At 54.3% G+C, this 21,472-nt stretch carries 19 protein-coding genes; 5 read left to right on the top strand and 14 right to left on the bottom strand.

Going from position 1 to position 21,472, the window contains the following annotated elements; all coding sequences use genetic code 11:
* Positions 1-30 precede the first annotated feature (30 nt).
* The 3 genes from infA to Q8R39_01405 form a co-directional block, all read right to left on the bottom strand.
* The gene (gene infA / locus Q8R39_01415; protein ID MDP3735067.1) at positions 31-249 is read right to left on the bottom strand and encodes a translation initiation factor IF-1; all 219 of its coding nucleotides are present in this window, start codon (positions 247-249) and stop codon (positions 31-33) included.
* 192 nt (positions 250-441) lie between these two features.
* A complete protein-coding gene (locus Q8R39_01410; protein ID MDP3735066.1) occupies positions 442-1,767 on the bottom strand; it encodes a hypothetical protein in 1,326 nt (441 codons plus the stop codon).
* 169 nt (positions 1,768-1,936) lie between these two features.
* Positions 1,937-3,175 carry a hypothetical protein gene (locus Q8R39_01405; GenBank protein ID MDP3735065.1) on the bottom strand — a complete coding sequence of 413 codons (1,239 nt, stop codon included), beginning with the start codon at positions 3,173-3,175 and terminating at the stop codon, positions 1,937-1,939.
* Between Q8R39_01405 and Q8R39_01400 the strand changes: the two genes are divergently transcribed.
* Positions 3,089-5,092 carry an RNB domain-containing ribonuclease gene (locus tag Q8R39_01400; protein MDP3735064.1) on the top strand — a complete coding sequence of 668 codons (2,004 nt, stop codon included), beginning with the start codon at positions 3,089-3,091 and terminating at the stop codon, positions 5,090-5,092. The genes Q8R39_01405 and Q8R39_01400 overlap by 87 nt on opposite strands.
* Before the next feature lie 73 nt (positions 5,093-5,165).
* Here Q8R39_01400 and Q8R39_01395 read toward each other — a convergent pair whose 3' ends face one another.
* A complete protein-coding gene (locus Q8R39_01395; protein MDP3735063.1) occupies positions 5,166-7,466 on the bottom strand; it encodes an ATP cone domain-containing protein in 2,301 nt (766 codons plus the stop codon).
* Between the two features lie 265 nt (positions 7,467-7,731).
* Here Q8R39_01395 and Q8R39_01390 point away from each other — a divergent pair, with 265 nt between their 5' ends.
* The 3 genes from Q8R39_01390 to Q8R39_01380 all read left to right on the top strand — a co-directional run bounded on the left by Q8R39_01390 (position 7,732) and on the right by Q8R39_01380 (position 9,363).
* Positions 7,732-8,067: a hypothetical protein gene (locus Q8R39_01390; protein ID MDP3735062.1), complete on the top strand. Its 336-nt coding sequence runs from the start codon at positions 7,732-7,734 to the stop codon at positions 8,065-8,067.
* A 415-nt stretch (positions 8,068-8,482) separates the two neighbouring features.
* Positions 8,483-9,100 carry an amidohydrolase family protein gene (locus Q8R39_01385; protein ID MDP3735061.1) on the top strand — a complete coding sequence of 206 codons (618 nt, stop codon included), beginning with the start codon at positions 8,483-8,485 and terminating at the stop codon, positions 9,098-9,100.
* A gap of 14 nt (positions 9,101-9,114) precedes the next feature.
* Complete coding sequence (locus tag Q8R39_01380; GenBank protein ID MDP3735060.1) at positions 9,115-9,363, top strand: hypothetical protein; 249 nt, start codon at positions 9,115-9,117, stop codon at positions 9,361-9,363.
* A 42-nt stretch (positions 9,364-9,405) separates the two neighbouring features.
* On the opposite strand, the gene Q8R39_01375 is transcribed toward Q8R39_01380, so the two are convergent.
* The 10 genes from Q8R39_01375 to Q8R39_01330 all read right to left on the bottom strand — a co-directional run bounded on the left by Q8R39_01375 (position 9,406) and on the right by Q8R39_01330 (position 18,770).
* Positions 9,406-10,059: an alpha/beta fold hydrolase gene (locus Q8R39_01375; protein MDP3735059.1), complete on the bottom strand. Its 654-nt coding sequence runs from the start codon at positions 10,057-10,059 to the stop codon at positions 9,406-9,408.
* Positions 10,060-10,176: 117 nt separating this feature from the next.
* A complete protein-coding gene (gene atpA, locus Q8R39_01370) occupies positions 10,177-11,700 on the bottom strand; it encodes a F0F1 ATP synthase subunit alpha (protein MDP3735058.1) in 1,524 nt (507 codons plus the stop codon).
* An 89-nt stretch (positions 11,701-11,789) separates the two neighbouring features.
* Positions 11,790-12,359 carry a Maf family protein gene (locus tag Q8R39_01365; protein ID MDP3735057.1) on the bottom strand — a complete coding sequence of 190 codons (570 nt, stop codon included), beginning with the start codon at positions 12,357-12,359 and terminating at the stop codon, positions 11,790-11,792.
* Between the two features lie 6 nt (positions 12,360-12,365).
* Complete coding sequence (locus tag Q8R39_01360) at positions 12,366-12,770, bottom strand: F0F1 ATP synthase subunit delta (protein MDP3735056.1); 405 nt, start codon at positions 12,768-12,770, stop codon at positions 12,366-12,368.
* 179 nt (positions 12,771-12,949) lie between these two features.
* Positions 12,950-13,471 carry an ATP synthase F0 subunit B gene (locus tag Q8R39_01355; protein MDP3735055.1) on the bottom strand — a complete coding sequence of 174 codons (522 nt, stop codon included), beginning with the start codon at positions 13,469-13,471 and terminating at the stop codon, positions 12,950-12,952.
* A gap of 222 nt (positions 13,472-13,693) precedes the next feature.
* Complete coding sequence (gene atpE / locus Q8R39_01350) at positions 13,694-13,939, bottom strand: ATP synthase F0 subunit C (GenBank protein ID MDP3735054.1); 246 nt, start codon at positions 13,937-13,939, stop codon at positions 13,694-13,696.
* 57 nt (positions 13,940-13,996) lie between these two features.
* On the bottom strand, positions 13,997-14,755 hold the full coding sequence (locus Q8R39_01345; protein MDP3735053.1) for a FoF1 ATP synthase subunit a: 759 nt from the start codon (positions 14,753-14,755) through the stop codon (positions 13,997-13,999).
* 48 nt (positions 14,756-14,803) lie between these two features.
* The gene (locus Q8R39_01340; protein MDP3735052.1) at positions 14,804-15,007 is read right to left on the bottom strand and encodes an AtpZ/AtpI family protein; all 204 of its coding nucleotides are present in this window, start codon (positions 15,005-15,007) and stop codon (positions 14,804-14,806) included.
* Between the two features lie 85 nt (positions 15,008-15,092).
* Positions 15,093-15,503 carry a hypothetical protein gene (locus Q8R39_01335; protein MDP3735051.1) on the bottom strand — a complete coding sequence of 137 codons (411 nt, stop codon included), beginning with the start codon at positions 15,501-15,503 and terminating at the stop codon, positions 15,093-15,095.
* A gap of 87 nt (positions 15,504-15,590) precedes the next feature.
* Complete coding sequence (locus tag Q8R39_01330) at positions 15,591-18,770, bottom strand: methyltransferase domain-containing protein (GenBank protein MDP3735050.1); 3,180 nt, start codon at positions 18,768-18,770, stop codon at positions 15,591-15,593.
* A gap of 1,968 nt (positions 18,771-20,738) precedes the next feature.
* Between Q8R39_01330 and Q8R39_01325 the strand changes: the two genes are divergently transcribed.
* Positions 20,739-21,472 (top strand): zinc-ribbon domain-containing protein (locus Q8R39_01325; GenBank protein MDP3735049.1); only part of this gene is annotated, 734 nt, incomplete at its 3' end.

Below are 21,472 nucleotides of genomic sequence, written 5' to 3'. Positions count from 1 at the left end.
CCAATTTTTTGGCGATTGATATACTTGGTATTATAGCCGTTTGATTATCCTTCCTTTCCCTCCATACGGATCAATTCGAACAATGACGCGGTCGCCAACAAGCACCCGTATGTGGTGCAAGCGCATTTTCCCCGCGAGGTAAGCTTTCAATTCCCCGCCCCCCTCAAGCGAGACGCGAAAAATTGCGTCCGGCAGCGCCTCCTCGACGACGCCGAATTTTTCCTCATGTCTCGAATCTGATCGCTGCATGTCCAACCCCACTTTCACTTTTGAAAATCTGCTCTTTATTAGAGAGAATGTTGACTCAATAACCTTTCAGTGACGATGCGGTTGCAACAGTGAAAGCGAGCCGGATAAACTATAGCAACATTATGCACCGCATGCAACCATCTACCCCACGTTCCGCGCGAGAAAGAAGCACGGGTGTGGCCGCCTGTCTACCTATTGAGCTGGCGCTCCTTCAGAATTCTGTCCTTTCAAGATGAGCACGATACTCTCCGGCTTTTTTGGGAACGTGCTGTCCCAGAAGGGACGGAGAATAACTTCAGCCTTGGCTATCGCCGGGTAACCCGCAAGGATCGTGTTAATCGCTCGTTTTGATTTTCCGGCAAGGTCGGCGCGCAGGCGCGCCTCATCGAACACCCACCTGAAATGCGGGGTGCCGCGAACCGAGAAACGCACCTCGCCCTTTACCGCGGGATCAAACGCCTCTTTCTCGAGAAAGGTAACGGCGAGCTCGTCAAAATTCTCTATCACCACGTCGCCCTCATCGAAACCGGCAACAGTTGCGCGCGCAAGATGCTTTGAGAAAGCAACCTGATCGAACACCATGGCATGGATTCCCGCCTTCTCGCCGACGATCACTTTGTCGCCTTCCCAGCGGTTGGCGAGCGAGAGCGAGCGGATAATCGCGCCGTCCTCATACCAAAGCGCGCGCTCCGGAATACTCCCCGTAATCTCTGCCTTGAGGGCGCTTTCGAGTTCGGCTTTGAGAGAGCGGCGCGCCTCATCCTCTGCCGCGCTTGATACAGTCTTCACCACACCAGCAAAGCCACCCTCAATAGGAGTCTTCGTCTCCGCATAGAACCCTCCGAAGCGCGGGTCGCCCTTAAGGCCCGGGATTGTGAATCGCGTGCCTTGGGGGATGTTGTACCGCTCGCCTACGGCATCCGCAAAGACAACCGCCTCGATGCTGCCCATATCAAAACGGTTGGCGAGTGAATTATCCGCCTTTCTCCTCCCCGGAACGTCTAGAGACTTTGCAATCCGGTAGATCAAGCCGTCCGGCGTCTCAAAACGGGTATTCTTGATCAGGCGCTGCGGCTTCTCGTCATAGTTATTATAGATAACTATGGTTCCCGACGATTTGCGCTCAACAAACTCCTCGCCGGTCGCTGGCAGTCCGCGAGTCGCTTCTTTTTCTATTGAGACCAGCCGGTAGGTAAGCGGCGCCGTCATACCCTCGGCAGATGCGGCGAATGTGCCATCTACCGAGCCGGTATATTCACGCGTTTCAATAATCACCTGCGCCCCGGCGAAAAAGACCGAGAAAACAACGTAGAGAAGCGCTATGGAGAATATAGCCACGGCCCACAGCCGCTTACCGTAGCGCGTGCCGCGGCCTCTACCTCCAATGCTTCCGTTATCTGCGGCTCCTGAACCACGACCTGCGGCGGGTTCGCTCTGATCCCCTGCTGAGTGCGGCAACACCAGCGATCGAATAGATCGCCGCGGCGGAGTGACGTCGTTTACGGGATTAGGAGGCATAGCGTGTGCAATTTTCAATTTCTAATTTTCAATAACGAACGACGTCGTGTTTGAAAATTGAGTAATTGAAAATTGATTGAAAATTGGAAATTGAGACTTGAAAATTAAACGTTAAGCATATTCGACGTTATTAAGGTAAGTGGACTATAGCATACATACCTTAACAACGCTACCTTGTGGATAACAGCGTGGATTGCGCAAAAATTGCCTCACAGGCAAGGGATATGTCGCGCATGCAGGGCGCGGCGCTTACCTCGCAGGTGAGCTTGGTCGCAAGTGCCTGTTCCGGGATCATCGTGGGGTGCAGTATACCCCCACCAAGAAACGCTGACGCAGATCCCTCACCGAGAATAAACTGCCGAAATCGCTCCGTCATTGCCATATTTTCAGCAAGCACCATACACCAGGTTGGCATGAGGCCGTGCGTGTCTGTCAAGGAAGCGAGCGAGCGAGAAAGCTCGGCGAACCAGCGCTCGCCGAGCGTGCGGATAGCCTCGCTTGTACGACGTGTCGTTTTCTCATCCATATCTTTTGGGTCGAGCGAGAGCAGCGAGAGTGTCGCCGCAGGGACGCTCTTCGTGGCGCTTGAGAGCTCCCGCACGAGTGTATGCGATCCGTAGGGGAATGATACGGTCTCAAGTAGCACCCCCTCGATCACCAGGGCAAGTTCGGTCATCTCTGCGCCGACGTGGCAGAGCAAAAAATCTTCGTGCGCCGGAAAGAGGCCGCGGAGCACCGAAGAGAGCACGAGTGCTTCAGAGTGGGGCACTGCAGAGGCGCCCGGCATCGTGCGGGCAAGGACGGCATCTATTGCCTCAAGGGTGCTCCGGGATATCCTGCTTAAGTAGAGCGCAATCTCGAGCGTGCACGCGACCTTCCCAACCGGTGAGCGGGTGGGGTAGCCATTGAGTGCAACGCGGGCGATAGATTGCTCGATCAGAGTGCTTTCATCTCCTGCTTCCCGCTCGCCGCGAGCGTGTGGGATTGTCGAGGGAGTCGTGCCGAAGCGCCGCCACGCCTCCTCGATCAAGGCGTCAATGGTCGCAGCCGTGATCTCGATCGGCGTATCATGTTTGTAATATAAAATTTTTGTCTCCGCAATATACCATGGTGCGGAAAACGTGAGCATTGCGTGCCGAATGCTCTCACCCCGCTCGTGCGCTGCCCGTGAGAGCTCGGCGGCAACTTTTTCAAGCGCCGCTAACATCGCTCGGTCGAGGCGTGCAGCCTGCACGTGTTCATGGAACATAAAGTCTTCGCCTGCGCCATAGACGAGCCGCGCCTCGGCATTTTCCCCGCGGCTCAAGTACGCAAGCGCGCTGTGCACGCTCCCGCTTCCGATATCAAAAAGCGCAACGGGCACCTGCCGGTGCTTCGCGGCTCTGTGAGTGGCGCTAAAAAACGGCATCGTGCTTTTAGTATACAAAGTAGCCTGTGGAATTCCAATGCTCCGAGGGCCTTCCTCAAAAACTTTTTTTGTGGTACTCTGAAATCAGAGCTCAGTACACTGTTCAGACATTGTTTAGGGGCCGACCTTTGTGATTATAGAAAACCCAATCAAGAAAGGGGTATCCATGTGCGAGGAATATATACGTTACAAGAGCAAGAGAGTCCAACAGAAAGAGAAGCGGTACAAGGAGTTTGCATCGACCAGAGAGGTACAACAATGCGTGACGACGCGATATGGGCAGAAGAGACCGACGGCGTCTACCGGGTCTCCGTGAGCATCGCTGACGTTGCCGCGCTTGTGGTACCATTTTCCGGGATTGACCAGCGGGCGTACCAGAGGGGCTTTACGCACTATAAGGGCGCCGGTACCGAACTTATGCTACCCGAGGGAGTGATCAGAAGTGCGATACTCGGCAGACGAGAACAGCGGGCGATTACGGTCATCGTGACGCTTGGACACGCCCTCGACATCAAAGAGACTCGTGTGGTACCATCGCTTCTCAAAAACGTCGGTAACCTTTCATTCGAAGACGCCGATCGTATAGGCGCGGGGTGCATCCATCCCCTTGCTCACGAGTTACGCCTCATGAGAGACCTGACGGAACGACTCCGTTCTCGCCGCCGCAGCAGCGGCGCACTCATTCTCGACAGATTAGATGACGGTTGTGAAGACTCCACCGAGAAGGCATACACGAAGTGGCTTCTACACACGCGCGCCCTATCTTCAAATCGAATCGTTGAGGAGTTCATTTTGCTCGCGAGCAATGCGCTTGCGCTCTGGTGCCTCGAGCGGGGCGTTCCGATACTCTATCGGAATCACACCACGAAGATTAGGGAAAAGCAACGCGAGCGGCTTCTCAGGGATATCGATCGCGCGTATGCCGGAGACATGCCACCCCCCGAGTTCAAGAGTCTTCATATGCGCGTACGAATGCTCTACCACAAGGCCTACTATGGGCCCCTACCTGAGGGCCATGGCGCCCTCAATATGCTGCACACCCACTGGAGCTCCCCGCTCCACCGATATCCGGACCTTCTGGTACACCAGGCAATTCAGGCCGAATTGCGTGGCGAGCAGCACGTCCGTACCAACCGCGTCCTCACGTCGATCGCGTCCCACATTAATGTGATCAAACGTGAGTTGAACATCGAGCAGTATCAAAAAGAGTACTACAGAGCCGACTATAAAACCGCACGCCGGAGCAGAGCGGTCTTTATACGTGAGCTGCGTTTCAGGGCTCGAGAAGAACCGTGGCTCGACGATATCCTTAAATGGAACCTGTACCTCCGCACTCGCTCGGGGAACGACAGCGAAATGGCATATTGTGTACTCATTTTCGCGCGCTGTGGGGGCATACTCTGGCGCTCCGCAAAACGCGATGTGCTCCGATCACTCGCCGAACGTTCCCGTTCTGTGCGCTCGGTCTTTGAGCGTGCGCATGTGGAACTTCGCTGGCCGCTTCCCATTATTGAAACAAAGGAGGACGCCCAGGGCAGATTTATGGGTGTTGCGCGGATTGAGCTTCCGGGTGAGAACTTCGCAGCGGTGAGCGAATGGCTCCCCGACAAGGAGCTCGCGATGGACGAGGCCGTCTTCTCGCTCCTCGGCATAGTCTCGAAACTTCCCGATAGCGCGGCGGAGGAGAACCTCGGGAGATACTGTTCGGCGTGCGGTCTGCGTGCGCCGCGCTACAGCGTCTCGCAGTGTACGGAAGGTAGCCGACCTTCGAGGTGCATCGCGCGAACAAGCGCGCCGCATCGAAAAATCGGCGTCGTCGGGGTCGCCTATGCTGCAGAGGACGCCGAGGCGCGCTCACGCGCCGCAAACACGCTTCTCACGAGGCTCATTTTCGAAGCAGAAAGAGCGGAAAAATAAAGAGCGGCTCAAATCATCAAAAGCCCAGCAGCCTTGTGAGGTGCTGGGCTTTCCTGTTGCATGATTTTTTCCCTCAAATCTCACACACCCCGCCGGCGCAGGCGAGCTCTTTTTGCTGCTCGGTCTCGTCTTGCTTTTCATAGGTGACGATTTTAGCGAAGTCCACGTTCTCCCACCGGCGCGCGAGCTCCTCAAATGTCTCCTTCGTTATCTCCTCGTAGGGAGCGAGCTGGTAGACATGATTCTGTCGCGGGAGAAACGAGAGGCCGCCAATGATGTCCCAGTTTTCGTAAAGCCAGTTTGCCACGGCAACCCATTCATCCTCGCCGATATAGATTGTGCAGGAGGGGTTATGTTCCGTATAGTTCACCTTGACGAGCTTCCAGTGCTCGAGCTGTTCGAGCGCGGTAAGATCATCCTTAAAAACCGCACCGTTCGGGGCTTTCACCGGAAATTCAATCACATATGTCGTCGCATCGTCCTTGCCCTGCCCCACCTCAGGGTGGTAGGGCACGCCCTGATCACGAAGCATGCGGAAGAGCGAGTCGGTCGCCGAGATCCTCACGCGGCGGATATAGTAGGGCGCGAACCTCGGATGCATCCCGGAGGAGGCGTCCACGGTCTGCGAGAGCGTGCCGGAGGGCTTCACGCAGGTGACACAGCTCGAGGCGCTCGTGCCGAAGCGCTTTGCATACTGCTGATTGACGCGCACAGCCTCTCTGCGAAGCTTGCGGAGGGTCTCGGCGTTCCGCACGACCGGAGAGTCCCATTGGCCCGTGAGGGAAACCCCGAGCAACCGCTCTTGCTCGCAGTGCCGTTGCCATTCTTTCGAGATATACGGTAGGTTCGTGAGCGTCGCCTGATAGGTGCCGAGCAACGCGGCAATTCTGACTTTCCGGAGCAGCGTCTCTTCCGTGTCAGACGGCCTGCACACGACTTCAGATAAGTTACAGAACATTTTGTTTTGTAATAATATTTCTCCGCACGGATTTGTGCCCATATTATCAGGCACGCCCTTCAGTAACTTAACCCGCCGCTCGGGGAGAGTTTTGAGAAGTCCTCCGCGGTTGAAGATGCCGCGCTCGCCTGAGTTGCTCTTCAGGAGCGCGACCCACTCGTCGAGAAATTCCTCGGTCGTGGGCCGACGCTCGTAGACCGCGGAATTGTTCGCGACCGAGCGCTGCGGCTCCGTAAGGTAAAATTGCCCTTTCTTGGCGTCGCGCATCTCCTCGTCATCAAAATCCGAGAGTGAGATCATCGCGCTCCGGCGCACCCCACCTGCGACGACACAGGTACCGATCTTGCAGATGACGTCATGGGCATCGAGGTTCGAGAGCCGCCGGCCCTGTTTGCGGAGGATCTTCTGCCGCGCGAAGTCAAGGAGCTCACGCAGGGGCTGCGGGCCGGATGACTTCCCGCCCATGGTCTTGAGGCGCGCGCCAGCAGGCCGCAGGTGCGAATAGTCGAAGACAACGTCCTCGCCGGAAAACCACGCTTTCATCCCGAATGTAAGCGCATCCGCCCACCCCTCCTTGCTGTCGTGGATGATATAGGTCGGATGTTTCTTGCCGCTCTGCGGCTTGATTTGCGGCAATTTTTGTATATTCTTGCTCTCGACTGAAAACCCGACGCCGGTGCCGCACATCGAGACGTACATGATCTCAGCAAAATCCTGTAGTTTTGAAGGCGCGATGAAAGAACAGTTATAGGCCGCGACGTTCGTCACGCGGACCGCTTTCCCCGCAAACTGCAAAAGCCGCATCGAGGGCATGGCTTCTTGCCTCATAATCGCCTCGCGCACCTCGTCGTACTCGATCTGCTTTAGCTTCATGCCGAGGCTCTCCTTCATGAACGCCATATAGCGGTCCACCGTTTCAACCCACGTCTCGCGGCGGCCTTCCTCGTCTATCCAGCGCGCGTAGGTGCGGTAGTAGACGAATTCGGCAAGCGGATTGCGGAAGTATTTCTTGCTCTCTGTGACAAGCTCGCGCACGCGCTCCGGCACCGCCCCGCTCGCGGCCCTGATGCGCGAGCGCTCCTGCCGGTACAGGATATAGGCCTTTGCCGTGCGGATGTAGTCATTGAGGATCAGCTCTTTTTCAACGCTGTCCTGAATGCCCTCAACCGTGGGGATGAAGGTCGTGTAGCGCCGCGCGATGCGTACGAGGTCGGCATAAACCTTGTTTGCGACAAGCTCCGCCTCGCGCTCGGAGCCCTCGCCGGTCGCAAGCATCGCTCGATGTATAGCGCTCGTTATATGGATGAGGTCGAACGGCACGATCGAGCCGTCGCGCTTCTGCACTTTGTGGACAAAATCGACCATTTTTGCGGCGGTTTTTGCCGCCTGCACCGGTTTTTCTGCAACTTTCACCATAAAAATGAGAAAATGAAGCGAAAAATAATAATCCTACTATGAGTATACGCTCGCGGCGAACTTCCTACCTGTGGATAAACAAAAATTCCAAAAAATTTTATCACTCCAAACAAAAACAAAACCGCTGTCAACGAGTGAGTAATAAAATTATTGACACTACCTTACTTTTTGTTTATAGTCTCTACGGATTCGGGGGGGGTTATCTCGTTTCAATGTGTTCGCTTTATTGCGACAAAACAATGAGGAAAGATCCATGCAGGATCATATGCCAATACCGTTGACCGAACAAGTACCCGGCATGGAGAGAATTCGCTTCTCCATCGCCATCTCTGACCCCGAAGGCAATGTGCCGATACTTGATTTGGGCAGTACCCAAGAATATGGAGCCAATGTCTTAGCTGGGTTACCCGTCGGACGCTCCTACACCCCTGGGGCGCACCGCTACCCCGTAGTGGTTATGGTGCTCGAGGGCAGTGGTTTGTTCTTCCTTGAAGACGACACGTTGCCATACGGCACAGGTTCCGTCTTCCGCGTTCAAGCGAACGTGAGGCACGCTTTCGTTCGCGTAGATACAACGACGCTCTTTGTGAAGCATGTGTAGGCCGTGTACTAGCTGACAAGAATATAACCAGCTGGCACTGACCGCCCCGGATTGATTTCCAGGGCGGTCGTTTGTATGTAATAGACTTCTTGCATAACGTGGTATTTCCCCGCTTCAATAGCCAACATCCTTGGCATTCCGCATGCGTTATGCAAGAGGTTTAATAGAAATTCGTCGCAAATAAAACTTCCTTTATGAAATCAAAGGCGTTCATTGACAACGACATCGCTGCACGCTATTCTCTCGCAAGACCTGCAACAACCAACCAAAGGAGCGGCGCGTGATAATCGATTTTCATTGTCACTTCGGCACATCCCGCAAAGGATTGCCTTTCCGGCAAACCAAAGAAATCACCTTGGAGGAAATTGTAGCCGTCCAAGAAAGAGCTGGTATTGACGCTTCCGTCCTCCTCCCCATGCCACAGGTATATCCGGCGGATCTTGTATCTGCAAACGAAACGATCACGGCACAACCGCACGCTCGTACATTTCCTTTCGTGTGGCTTAATCCGCATATGCTCACCTCGCATGATCCCCGTGGCATATCAGAACAGGCGCTTGCTGAAACCCTCATCGAGCGCAGCGTCTACGGAATCAAGGTGCATCCCGTGTTTGATGGATACTACCCCGAACCTACCTGCATGGCACCAATCTTCGAGATTGCCCGTGCCTCTGCATTGCCCATCCTCTGGCATACCGGGTGGGGTGCCTTTGGAGATCCGCTGTTTGTGGAATTATCCGCCAAACGCTACCCCGATGTGATCATCGTTATTGGCCACATGACCGAGGCAGCATCTCCGTTTGTTGCATCGCGATGCGACAACGTCTACCTCGAAACGTCATACTGTTCAGGACCCAACCGGTTGGCAGGTGTCGTACGAGCCATCGGATCGGAGAAGGTCGTCTTCGGGTCCGATTTTCCTGCCAATAGCCCAATCGTTCAGAAAATGATCGTCGAGGAGTCCGGGCTCCCGGATAGCGACAAGGAAAAAATTCTCGGCGGAAATGCGCAGAGGCTTCTGAAACTCACCTGAAGTACATTTCAAAAATGAACGCAGTGTACAACGACACGCCCGGCATCAACACGATGGATGCCGGGCGTTCTAGTTTTTTTAAGGGCGTTGCAATAACACACGCAACAGAGCAGTCATTGCGAGGAACGCAGCGGAGCGGAGTGATCCCACGCTATGCTCTGGACAGGCTCCGCAATCCAGGGTTTGTGGCCGGTATGTCTTGGTTGCTTCCCGCCACGCTTCGCTCGCCGCTTCGGCCAAGCGCTCGCAATGACGCCCTTTGAGCACTTACCGCCCGGCGCGCAATAAAAAACGATTGCTTGCAACTATCGCAGCCACGCTAAAATTTCAGCGGCGAGATCCGGCTCCTCTTTGCCAAACATGTCGGTACCGTGGCCGGCGCGAGTATAGATAAGAAGCTTTTTCTCGATTGCCTCAGGGACGAGCTCCGCGAGACGGCGGTTCATCTCCGCGTTGCCGAGGACCCGATCGTCCTCGGCGCTCACGAGAAAGACGCGCTGCGGTGCCCGAAGCATCTCGATCGCGTGCTCGGCACTGACGCCATGATAGTTGAGTCCCGCAGAGAGCGCCACAGCCTGTCGCACCTCGGAGTGCGCCGCGAGGTATTCGATCGCGAGATTAGCGCCGATTGAAGCGCCAATGACAACGAGCCCTTCCGGAGCGATGCCGTGATCGACGAGAAACAGCACACCTGCCTCAACATCGTAGGTCGAACTCCGATGCCGCGCGTCGTCAAATTTTTGATACCCGTCCGGTCCACCGTCGGACTCTCCATGACCGCGGAGATCAACCGCAAGCGTATGGTAGCCGCGCTCATGGAGCGCAGCCGCAAAAGTATCCCACGACTCTTTCGTCGCGGGCATCATATGGAGGAGCAGCGCGCCTCTCCTCGATGTTCCGGCTTGGTAGAAGCCCGCTATCACGACGCCATCTGTGGTTTTGAGGGTTACATGTTCCATACCAAACACGCTCTGTTGCAGCGCGTTTCCATTCTCATCTTGACCTTTTTGCAACACAAAATGCTTTTTCCAAAAAAACCACTTTCGCTGATAAATTTTCCATGGAATCTCCGCTCTCTACTTTCTACTTTCCACTTTCTTAAATGCCTCAATCGCCTCCTTGAGCCCGGTTTCAACTTCGGGCGTGATGTCTTTCTCGGCCTTGAGACGCGCGAGGACGGTGCCGCCGCCGCGGCCGAGGTGTGCGTGAAAGCCGCGCTCGAACTCGCCGACATCCTCCACCGCAACGTCGTCGAGATGGCCATTGACTGCCGCGTAGAGGATCGCCACCTGGTTCTCAACCGGCATCGGCTCAAACTGGCGCTGCTTCAAAACCTCGACGAGACGCCTCCCCCGCTCAATCTGCGCGCGGGTCTTTTCGTCGAGGTCTGAGGCGAACTGCGCGAACGCCTCAAGCTCGCGGAACTGTGCAAGGTCGAGCCGAAGCCGCCCGGCCACTTTCTTCATAGCCTTAATTTGGGCTGCACCACCAACGCGCGAGACCGAGAGGCCGACGTTCACCGCGGGCCGCACGCCGCGGTAAAAGAGATCACTCTCAAGATAAATCTGCCCGTCCGTGATCGAGATCACGTTCGTCGGGATATAGGCGGATACGTCCCCTTGTTGCGTCTCGATTATGGGGAGGGCCGTCAGCGACCCGCCGCCGTACTCTTTCGCAAGCCGCGCCGCGCGCTCGAGCAGGCGCGAGTGGAGGTAAAAGATATCGCCCGGGTATGCTTCTCTCCCGGGCGGCCGGCGCAGGAGGAGCGCGATTTCACGGTACGCCCACGCGTGCTTCGAGAGGTCGTCGTAGACGACGAGCACGTCTTTCCCTTTTGCCATAAAATACTCGCCGATCGCAGCACCGGCATAGGGCGCGATGAACTGGAGCGCCGCGCCGCCTCCGGCCGCCGCAACGACGACGATCGTGTGCGCGAGAGCGCCCGCGTCGCGGAGTTTGGCAACCGTCTTCGCCACTTTCGACTCCTTCTGCCCGATCGCGACGTAAATACAAATGACGCCCTGATCTTTCTGATTGATGATCGCATCTATCGCAAGTGCGGTCTTGCCGGTGCCGCGATCACCGATAATGAGCTCGCGCTGCCCGCGACCGATCGGGATCATCGCATCAATCGCCTTAATGCCGGTCTGAAGAGGGGTATTGACCGCCTGACGCGTAATCACCCCAGGGGCGACGCGCTCAAGCGGCTGTCGGACTGCCCCACTCGGCAAAGCCCCTGCGCCATCAATCGGCTCGCCGAGGGGGCTCACCACCCGGCCAACCATCTCCTCTGATGCGCCGACCGAGAGTAGTGTTTCTTTCCGCCGCGCAAGGGAGCCCTCGCGGATCGCGGTGCTACTGCCCAGCACAATCGCGCCCACGGAAAATTCCTCGACATTAAGCGCGACGCCGTCGGCCACTGCCCGCCCCTCATCATCGAGAAATTCAATCATCTCGGAGACCATCACATTTTTGAGGCCAGAGAGCCGAGCAACCCCGTCGCCCACCTCTGTGACGCGGCCGACTTCCTCGACCGTAGCCCCGCCCTTGAATGCCGCAAGGGCATCGCGGATATGTTCTAGTGTTTGTGATTTTGCCATAGGTTTTAGGTTCTAGGGGTTAGGTATTAGGCGCTAGGTTAGCGGCGTGCTACCGCCTTATTAAACACCGAGTGTTTAATAAAATAATCTTATTCTGTCACTTCACGAATGAGTCGTGCAGTCAAATCTTTCGGCAACCCTATAACACTATCCCGCGTTCCTTCTATTTTTCTGATATGACTAACCCACCCTTCGCCATCGATCGTAAATCCTCCAGCTTGATTGAATATCTGCTCGTCTGCCACCAAGCAATCAATTTCATCTTCCGAAAAAGGACTAAAGTGTACGGTGGCGGTATCAACCCCTGCCGCTTGTTTGCCTGTCTCAAGGTTAGTTACCACAACAGCTCCCACTGTCTCCGCAGGATGAACATTGTATCCCTCTAGAAATTCTCTCGCTTCTTTTTCGCTCTCTGGTTTTTCTCTAATCTTTCCTTGCCACACCACAACCTGGTCCGACGTGATTAAAATCGCCGGTTCAGAAATTTTGGACTTCAAAGCGTCTGTCTTGGCGCGTGCGATGGCCAAGACTAATGCCTTCGGGTCCTCACATCTAATTGCTTTTTCATCTATATTTGCAGCCATCACTTCAAAACTGATGCCCATCTCCTCGAGCATCCTCTTTCTGCCCTGTGATTGAGACCCCAGTATTATTTTCATACATCGTCATGAAAAAAGATTCTCCACATCGCGCCGGAAGGATGCCTCGATGAGATAATTTCCGTCGTAGAGCATTTTGACGCCGCTGATAAGCGCGGGGTCGCTCCTCTGCCGAACGAGCGCTCCCCCACTGTGAGTTACCGCGAGCGCCTCAGAGAGCCGCGGCGCAAGGGCCGCGCCTTCCGTCTCGCTCGCAAACCACGCGACTGCAATCCCGATATCCTCGCGGGCACAATAACGCTCCTCGAAACGGCGAACGACGGAGCGTATCAGGCGCTCGTCGTTGTTCGCGCGCATCAGTGCGAAAAAACTACCGACTGCACTGCTGATCGCCTCGCGACTCTCCCCGGCTTCGCGAACCCTCTCTTCGAGCAGGTGCACATAGTGTTTAAGGTTAAAACGAGAACTCATAGAAAAGAACGAATTTCCAAATTCCAAAAAACAATTTCCAAACAAATCTCAAGTTCCAAATCACAAACGTACGTGTTTGAAAATTGGAATTTGAATCATTGGAATTTGTTTGGAGCTTGGAATGTTACTGTGTTGTTTTGTACTCTTCGCTTCATGCTTTACTCTCTAATATGTCTCGGTTACTTTGATGCATTCGTCATTTGAATGCTCGCCAGTTCCTTCTCCGCCTTCTCAAGATAGAGCTCCGTCGTGCGCCGGTCGGCGATCGATGAGAGCACGCGCTCGACGCCGCTCCGAACCAACGCCTCCCCTTCCCGCGCGACCGATGCAAGTGCCTCCTCGCGCTCGCGAGCAAGTGCCTTTTCCGCCGCCGCCCGAAGCCGTAGAGCATCGACGCGACTTTCTTCGAGAAGCTGCGTCCGGAGCCGCGCCGCCTCCTCTGCCGCGCTCCGAACCAGGTCGCTCCCGCGCCGCTCGGCCTCCGTCAATTTTTCTTCACAAAGCGCATCGACTTCGACGAGTCTCGTCGCCAGCAGGTGTTCTTTTTCTTCATTCTCCAAGACCTGTCTCCGGCGACGCTCGAGGACATCGAGCACCGGCCGGTACAGAAATTTCTTGAGCACGAACAACAGCACCGCGAAGTTAATGAGCTGCGCTATAAGCAGCCGCACGTCTATGCCGAGTTTACCGAAAAGTTCCATAAGCAGCGCAATTTCCAAGCTCCAACCAACAATTTCCAAACAAATTTCAAATTCCAATGCATCAAATATCAAACACGCACGTCGTGTTTGGAAATTGGATTTAGAATATTGAGATTTGTTTGGAGCTTGTTTTTTGGAATTTTGAAATTCGTACTCCGTGACTAGACGGACGGACGCACAGAAACACCAAGGCAGCCAAACAAAGCGAACACCTCGTGGATGTTATACAAACTTAATAATGAGCGCGATGACGAGCGCGTAGATCGCGATCGCCTCGGCGAACGCAATCGAGAGGATCATCGCAGTCTGCACTTTGCTCGCCGCCTCGGGGTTGCGCCCGATCGCATCAAGCCCCCGGCCGCCGATCCACGCGATGGCAAGCGCGGGAACCATGCTCCCGACCGCGATAGTAGCAGCGGTCGCGATGGACTTCACCGCCTCAATATTGGATAAAATGCCTCCTTCCATAAAAAAAGTTACATCCGAATTCGAATTTCGTTCTTCGTACTTCGAATTTTTGTAAAATTAATGTCCGCTTTCTGCGGTAGCGACCTTTAGAAACACTAACGTAAGCATCGAAAACACCACGGCCTGCACGAGGCCGACAAAGACCTCGAGCACGAGAAACGGGAGCGGCGCTCCGTACGGCATCAAGAACAGCACGACCGTAAGCAGCACCTCGCCCGCGAATATGTTACCAAAAAGACGGAATGAAAACGAGACAATCTTTGCGAGCTCCGCCACACCCTCAAGTGCCCCGATGAATGTTCCGACGACGTATGGTTGTCTCCACGGGGGGTAGAAAAACTTTTTGCTGTAGGCGAAGAATCCCAAGAATGCAACACCGAGCACCTGTACGCCGATGACTGAGGCAAGCGCAACTGCAACCGTCACGTTGAGATCAGCAGACGACGAACGCAGAAAAGGCACAATCAGCGTCTCTCCCTCATGATGCTCGATGAGGCCGACGGTGCCAAGTCCTGGAACGATTTCAACAAGGTTCGATACGAGAACGAAAAAAAAGATCGTCACGACCAGAGGTAAAAATGCCCGTGAATGGTGCCGGTCCTCGGTGATCGTATCGAGAAATGATAGTATGTGCTCAAAAAGAAACTCAACGGCATTCTGGAGTGCCCCGCCCGGCCCAGGCGTGAGTCTCTGTCGCAGTATAACGGCAAAAAGCGAGAGAAGCAAGGTGATACCGAGGGCGACAAGCAGTGTATTGGTGACAGGAAATGACCCGATGTAGGTGAGCACTTCCGGCGCGAGGGAGATGTGGGGCATAACGTACGCAATTTCCGATTTCTAATTTCTGATTTCTAATGAAAACCATCAGGTCTCAATCTGTTTGACGAGCCGCCAGATGAGAAAAAATGATAGCGCCATCGCGGAAAAAATGCCGATCAATAAAAAAATCGGGGCGGTATCGAACTTCTTGTCGACGAGACGACCGCCGAGCGCAAAAAAAACGATGGGGAGCGCGAGTCGGTAGCCGAGCCCCCACGCGAACGCCATAACATCCTTCCTGCTCTGCATATCTTAGAGCCCCACTATAATTCGTCCCGCGCGCAAATGCAAAACGGCTATTCCGAAGAATAGCCGTGTAAAAAGCTCCTGAACATCAATCAGCAAAAAAGCTGATGGTGAATGTACTCTGGTTTTGCCAACGAGTCTGGCCTGTCTGTCTTACCTTGAGGCAAAGTTTCTCGGCAATCTTTTTTGGTCCTTTAACCACGGTGCCATCGACAACAATGCTCCTAATGAGAACGCGTCCGCCTTTTTCGCCATTGTCTAGGGTTGCAATAACAAGCAGGGGAATCCCGATGTACGGAACGCAATACACGTCTCCGGGCTCCATCGTGAGCATGGGCGCATACGGCTCTCGCATACCACTCTCACGCGAGAAACCCTGCGTCTCAACAATCTCGATGTTCTTGACATTGTTCACCGAGAAGCGCTTTTTCACAAGAAGCGCGGCAACCTCGTCCGGGTTATGTGCCCAAATAGAGACCAGTCGTTTTTTAACAGCCACCGCGTACTCCTTCTCGAGTAAACCTGGTTTTTGGCAGGCAGCACGGTTGCCAGACCGACAACGCTCATGCTGCCACGGTAACACGTTCTATACCTTAATCAGACCACGGCGAAACGCCTCTTGGAGTGACCGCCACGGTATGTTGTGCGGCGCTTTGTGGAAACGCCACCCCTCGTGGTTTGTCGCACGCATGATACGATGTATCTCTGATTGTGTTGCCTCCTCTGCTGCCTCAGTGAGTGGTTTGATTTCTTTCGGCCGCCTTTCCACGTCGAAGACTTCATGGCGCACAAACGAGGGTGTACGAGAATCAGGAACGATGGCCTGATCAGAGCCGCGCACCCATTTCCTCTTCGTTGTCTCAAACCGGAAACGAAGCGTGCTCGGAGCAATGCCATCAAAGTGTATGCCGTTCGGCGAAAAGCACAGAGACCAAAATTTGAACTGGTCCTTTGCTCCTCCTCCATCCCGCGAGCGAACGAGCCCGGTGAGATCCTCGATTATGCCGTAGCCGATCGACCTAAACGCTTCAACCCATGCCCCAAACAGCTCAGGGGTAAAATTGCTTTCTGCGAATGCGAGCCAGATGCGCCCAACCGTATTGGTAACGCGCACGAGCTCACCGAGTATCGCATTTCGGTCGTCTCCGCTCCAGTGAAGAACCAGAGAACAGAGCACAAGCTCAAACCTGCTCGTCCAATCCTCCGGTAATTGCGAGAGGAAACGGCATTGCGCATGCACGCCTCGGAGAGGTGAGTGCTGGCGCCCCAGTTCGATTATTGCCGGATTCATGTCTACGCTGTAGACACTGTGTTTGGAGTACCGCTCGTACGTGAGCGGGCCGCATCCGGCGTCAAGAATGCCCTCGGCGTGCACCAAGCCCTGCTTTTCAAAACACTCCGATACCTGACACATGCAGCGTGCGATATGTCCTGACGCAGAGTAATCCTGACTCTCAAGGAGAGCACGGGCAAAGACTTCAGCGCGCGTGCCGCTGCCATACCCTTCTTCAAGCAGCTGCATAGCCGCTGTCTCGCCCCTGCCGCGCATCATACCTCCGATGTACGTTACCTGCTCGATCGCAGGCCGCGCCTCTTCGGTATATTGTTTGAGATCAGTCGCATCCCGTAACCGCTCAAATTCCTCCGCAGTGAATCCCACGCGAGCTTGAAATCGCTCCCACGATGCGTTTTTGGACCGCACCAGGGTGAGCCTGTTCACATCTTCGGTCTCGAGCAGAATAGGTACTTTGTATCGTATGGGCACCTCCTGTCCCGGACGGAAGTAGCGACCGAGAAATTGCCGCCATGGAATCCAACCAAAGGCGATGGCGGTAATGAAGAGGCCGGTTGCGCCGGACTCGCGTCGAACGACAAGCCGTACTGAATCAGGAAAGGCGCGCATGGAGATAAGCTGAATCCGGACTTTCGGATCCACGCTCCATCGCGCCGCCAAACGCTGCCGTTCAGTCAATCCGTCAGAGCCAGTCCGTGTAGACGTCCGACCGTCAAGAATCATGACGCGATCTCTACCGTACTGCTCTTCGAGAAATCCTCCAATCCACAGCGCTTCCTCACTCTCCTCGAGAGAGGAATCGCTAGGAATCGAATCAAGTGCGTCCTCGTCCTCGACATTTTTTGTTCCGCCCATACTGCCCACACTGTCGGCTGGCTGTGTCATGTAGAGGACATGGAGACCGCTCCCGACCACTATCTTTTCACCGCGCTCGAGCGCCTCATCAATGTGCTCTTTGAGCCACACGAGCTTTGTCGAGAGACGCCAGTCTCCAAAGGCGCCCGCAAGGTGAGACGGCCAGGTGTAGTCACCCTTCAGCTTGTGCGGATGCGTTGAAGCGTGAACGAGTTGGACACGCTTATGGAATGGATGCAGGTCAATCTCCTCCGTCTCCTTCACATGGTTATAGACCTCCAAATGCGATGCGCTCGGTTCGATAAATTCCGCGCCAAACAAATCTTCCCATGGATGCGGCGTAATCTCGGGAATATCCACCACGTCTCGCAGGTTAACGCCCATGATATGCCTCGCAAAGAGTTCCCGCAAGAACCGCTCCTCGCGCAGCCCCCATTGCCTGAATGAATCAGGCGTCGGAATCACCTCGGGCATCAATACTGACGCCATGACAGCCATTTCGGTCGGGTCATTAACCCACGGCGTTGCCGATGCGGCGATCAGTCGCTTGAGGGGCAGGCTCGTGGCAAGGCGATAAAATGCCTCAGCCCGTTTTGCCTGTCCGATGTTGTTGTAGTAATGACACTCATCAACGATCAAACCGTCAAAAGACGGGTCGGCCGTAAGGAGATCATCCACCACGCCATTTCGTACGATTGTCGAACTGCCGATGATGGTAAACTGCGCTCTCGCCCGGAGCGCGTCCTTGGTATCGGCTTCGCTTTCGATCAAGGCCATACGCCCGGGATTCTTTCGTGTGAAATACCGTTGCGCTTCGTTTCGCCAGATGCCGCGCGCATGCGGCGGAGTAAGCACCAGCACCCGCTCACAGCCATACTGCTGCATCGCAATCACCTCAAACGAAGTCTTAAAGGTGCCGGTCTCGCCGATGTTGAGTACGCGCGGCTTATCCGCCGCATCGTCTATCCACCACCGCACATGAAATGCGGGAAACATATTCCCCTCAAGGGTTGAAACGAATCCCGGGAAGGTCATGGCAAACAGATATGTGCAATACTTCTCGAGATTCTCAAGGATGAGACCCTCGAACTCGTCATCCGTCTTTTCTGTCTCCTCCTTGAGATCGGCAAACCCCATACCGGGATCTCGGCTCATGAGATAGATATAATCTTCGAGGCGCGCTTCTCGATAGAGCCCGAAGAGATCCTGCTGCACGGCTTCTGGCAGCGCCTTAAGACGGGTTGCGAAAGACCGGCCACCTCCCGCAAGCGGCGGTATGGCTACGTACCCGAGATCTACTTTCAGTCCCCGTATGACTTTCAGCGCAAACCCTTCATCATAAAAGTATTCGGGAAGAATTTGCACCAGGGCGCGGGCAAGGTATCCCGGGCGGCCCGCAAAAAGCCGCTGGGCCTCTATCGCGGCCTCGTTCGTCGAGAGGATCCTCGTGTAGTGGTCGTAGTCAATACGAGGATGGCGGCGCATGATGTAGGCAACTTCCGCATCGGTAAGCGGCGCGCGCATAATACCCGGTTGTTGCAGCTCTTGAACCAGCTTCGTTTTTGCCTCTCTGCCCGCGAGCGCCAACACTTCCAAGAGATAGTCTCGCTCCGGCATACTAACCCCTCCTCTTGAGACAAGGTACTCACTATTGTTCTGACAAGGACCAGTCCATAACTATGGAAACTGCCATATGATGCATCTTTTATTATACATTGTCAACTTTGACAGATCTAACAAAATACCGTATATTCCTAAGCAGAAAATCATAGGTTTTTGAAATTCGTATACAGTGTAGACGATATAATGCAAAATCAACGTCCGTGGAAAGGAGGTCCCTCGTGTCTTTCCTCAACCCAGAACAGATCGCGCCACATCTCACTCTGCTTTGGCAGAAATTCCTCGAACAAAAGGAGAACGCTGACGGTTGTCAACACTACGACGCGTTTCTAGAGCATGTAGTCACAACCTGCACGACCATGCTTGAGCTCGAGCTCTTCCTCGGCCTCCGTAAGACGATCTCGGATTTCCCTCACTTGCTGGCGGAGTATTCGGAGAAGAATACACTATCAGCCGAGCAGGTAGGAGCAGGCACGAGAAAAAAACTTTGGTGGAAATGTCTAAAGTGTGGCCACGAATGGCAGGCAGACGGGAGCCATCGTATAAATGGAACCGGGTGTCCGGCATGCCGGGGCTTAGTTGCAACGCCAAAAAATAATATCGCTGAAACCAATCCAATGCTCATAGAGGAGTATTCGTCTCGTAACGATATCCCGATGACCGCTTTTACGCGGGGAAGTAGTAAGTACGCCTGGTGGGTGTGTAAACAGTGTCAACATGAATGGCGGGCAAAATGCTCCAATCGATCGATACTAAAAAGGGGGTGTCCTGCATGCAATGGCAAAGTTCCGACTGCGAAAAAAAACCTAGCAGCCGTGTATCCTGTTTTGGCCAGCGAATATTCTGAAAAAAACGCGGCACCGGCAAACGCCGTCATCCCTGGCGGTCATAAAAAAAGATGGTGGCTATGTAAAAAATGCGGTCACGAATGGCAGACGTCTGTGAAGTCACGTATCGAAGGGCGTGGCTGTCCCGCATGTTCGCACCATATTTTGACGGATACGAACAATTTAGCTGCAGCGCATCCTGATCTTGCCCTCGAATATTCTACTAAGAATCTTCTTCCAGCCGATAAAGTACTACCGGTGGGAAGTAAAAAGGTTTGGTGGATATGTCGATCGTGCGGGCATGAATGGCAGACCGATGCGTATACGCGAATTACGCAAAAAACAGGATGCCCGGCATGTGCAAACATGGTTATTACGCCGAGTAATAACTTAGCTTGTACGCATCCAGAAATAGCTGCCGAGTATTCAAAAGACAATTCACTGTCTCCACGTGCTGTGGTGGCTGGATCTAGGAAACTGGTTCTCTGGCATTGCCGTGTCTGCCAACATGAATGGCGCACAACAATAGTGAGCCGCACGTCTCATGGAACGGGCTGCCCGGCATGTGCGGGCAGAGTACCAACTAAAAGTCGAAACCTTGCGGTTACCCACCCCGCGCTGGTAGAGGAGTATTCAGAACGGAATATAAAGCCTGCGACAGAGGTATTGGCGGGGACAGGAAAAAAGATATGGTGGCAATGCCGCATATGTATGCACGAATGGCAGTCGACGGGAAGTAATAGGGTACTGGGGAACGGTTGCCCTGCATGTGCCAACAAAGTAGTCACGCACGATAACAACCTTGCTGTCCTCTTTCCTCACTTACTTCAAGAATATGCGGATAAAAATCCTCTAAAGCCCGATCAAGTTTACGCAAGGAGTATGGGACGTTTGTGGTGGGTATGTCGTGAGTGTCGCCATGAGTGGCAAACGAGGGTTAGAAATCGAACAACGCTTGGTACTGGTTGTCCTAAATGTGGACAAAAAAAGACCCAGGGGGCCCGCAGGAAAAACAAGGCAATCGCACCCTAACCAAAGGCGACGCTCTAACGTCGCCTTTCCCTTTGCGGAATCGGATATTTTATGATACAAGCTAAGCAGAAATCGGTCTTCTCATAACAAAAGAAAGGGGCATCACATGCCGACGATTATTATTGGTCAACAGCCCTCTCTCAAACCCGAGCAAATCGCACCGCATCTCACTCTGCTTTGGCAGAAATTCATAGAGCAAAAGGAGAACGACGACGGTCTCAAACACTATGACGCGTTTGTCGAACATGTAGTCGGAACCTGCACGACGATACTCGAATTGGATCTCTTCCTCGGCCTCCGCAAGACGATCGCTGACTTTCCACATCTGCTGGCGGAGTATGCGGAGAATAATGAGCTGCTGGCGAACCAAGTAGTTGCTGGAACGAACAAAATGCTCAAGTGGGTGTGTAAGAAATGCGGGTATCCGTGGGAAACGACAGGGGCAAGCAGAGCGGTGGGGGCTACTGGATGTCGCGCTTGTGCGAATCTAGCGGTCAAACCTGACAAATCAAACTCTTTGGCGTTTGTTCGACCCGACCTTGCCGCTGAGTATACTGACGATAATGAGTTGCCCGCCGACGAGGTGATAACAGGAACAAAAACAAAACTCAAATGGGTCTGCCGGTCGTGCGGACACCGGTGGGAAGCGACAGGAGCTGATCGAGTTCGAGGTCGTGGTTGCCCCGTCTGCGCCAACCGCGTTATCAAGCCCGACAAATCGAACTCTCTTGCGCATACCCATCCGCATCTGGTTGCCGAGTACGCTGATGATAACGAGCTACCAGCCGATCAGGTGGTCGCGGGGACCAATAAAAAACTAAAGTGGGTCTGCAAGAAATG

Source organism: bacterium (assembly GCA_030697645.1).
GTDB lineage: Bacteria > Patescibacteriota > Minisyncoccia > Phycocordibacterales > VMGT01 > JAUYPI01.
This window is presented reverse-complemented; position numbering and strand designations above follow the sequence as displayed.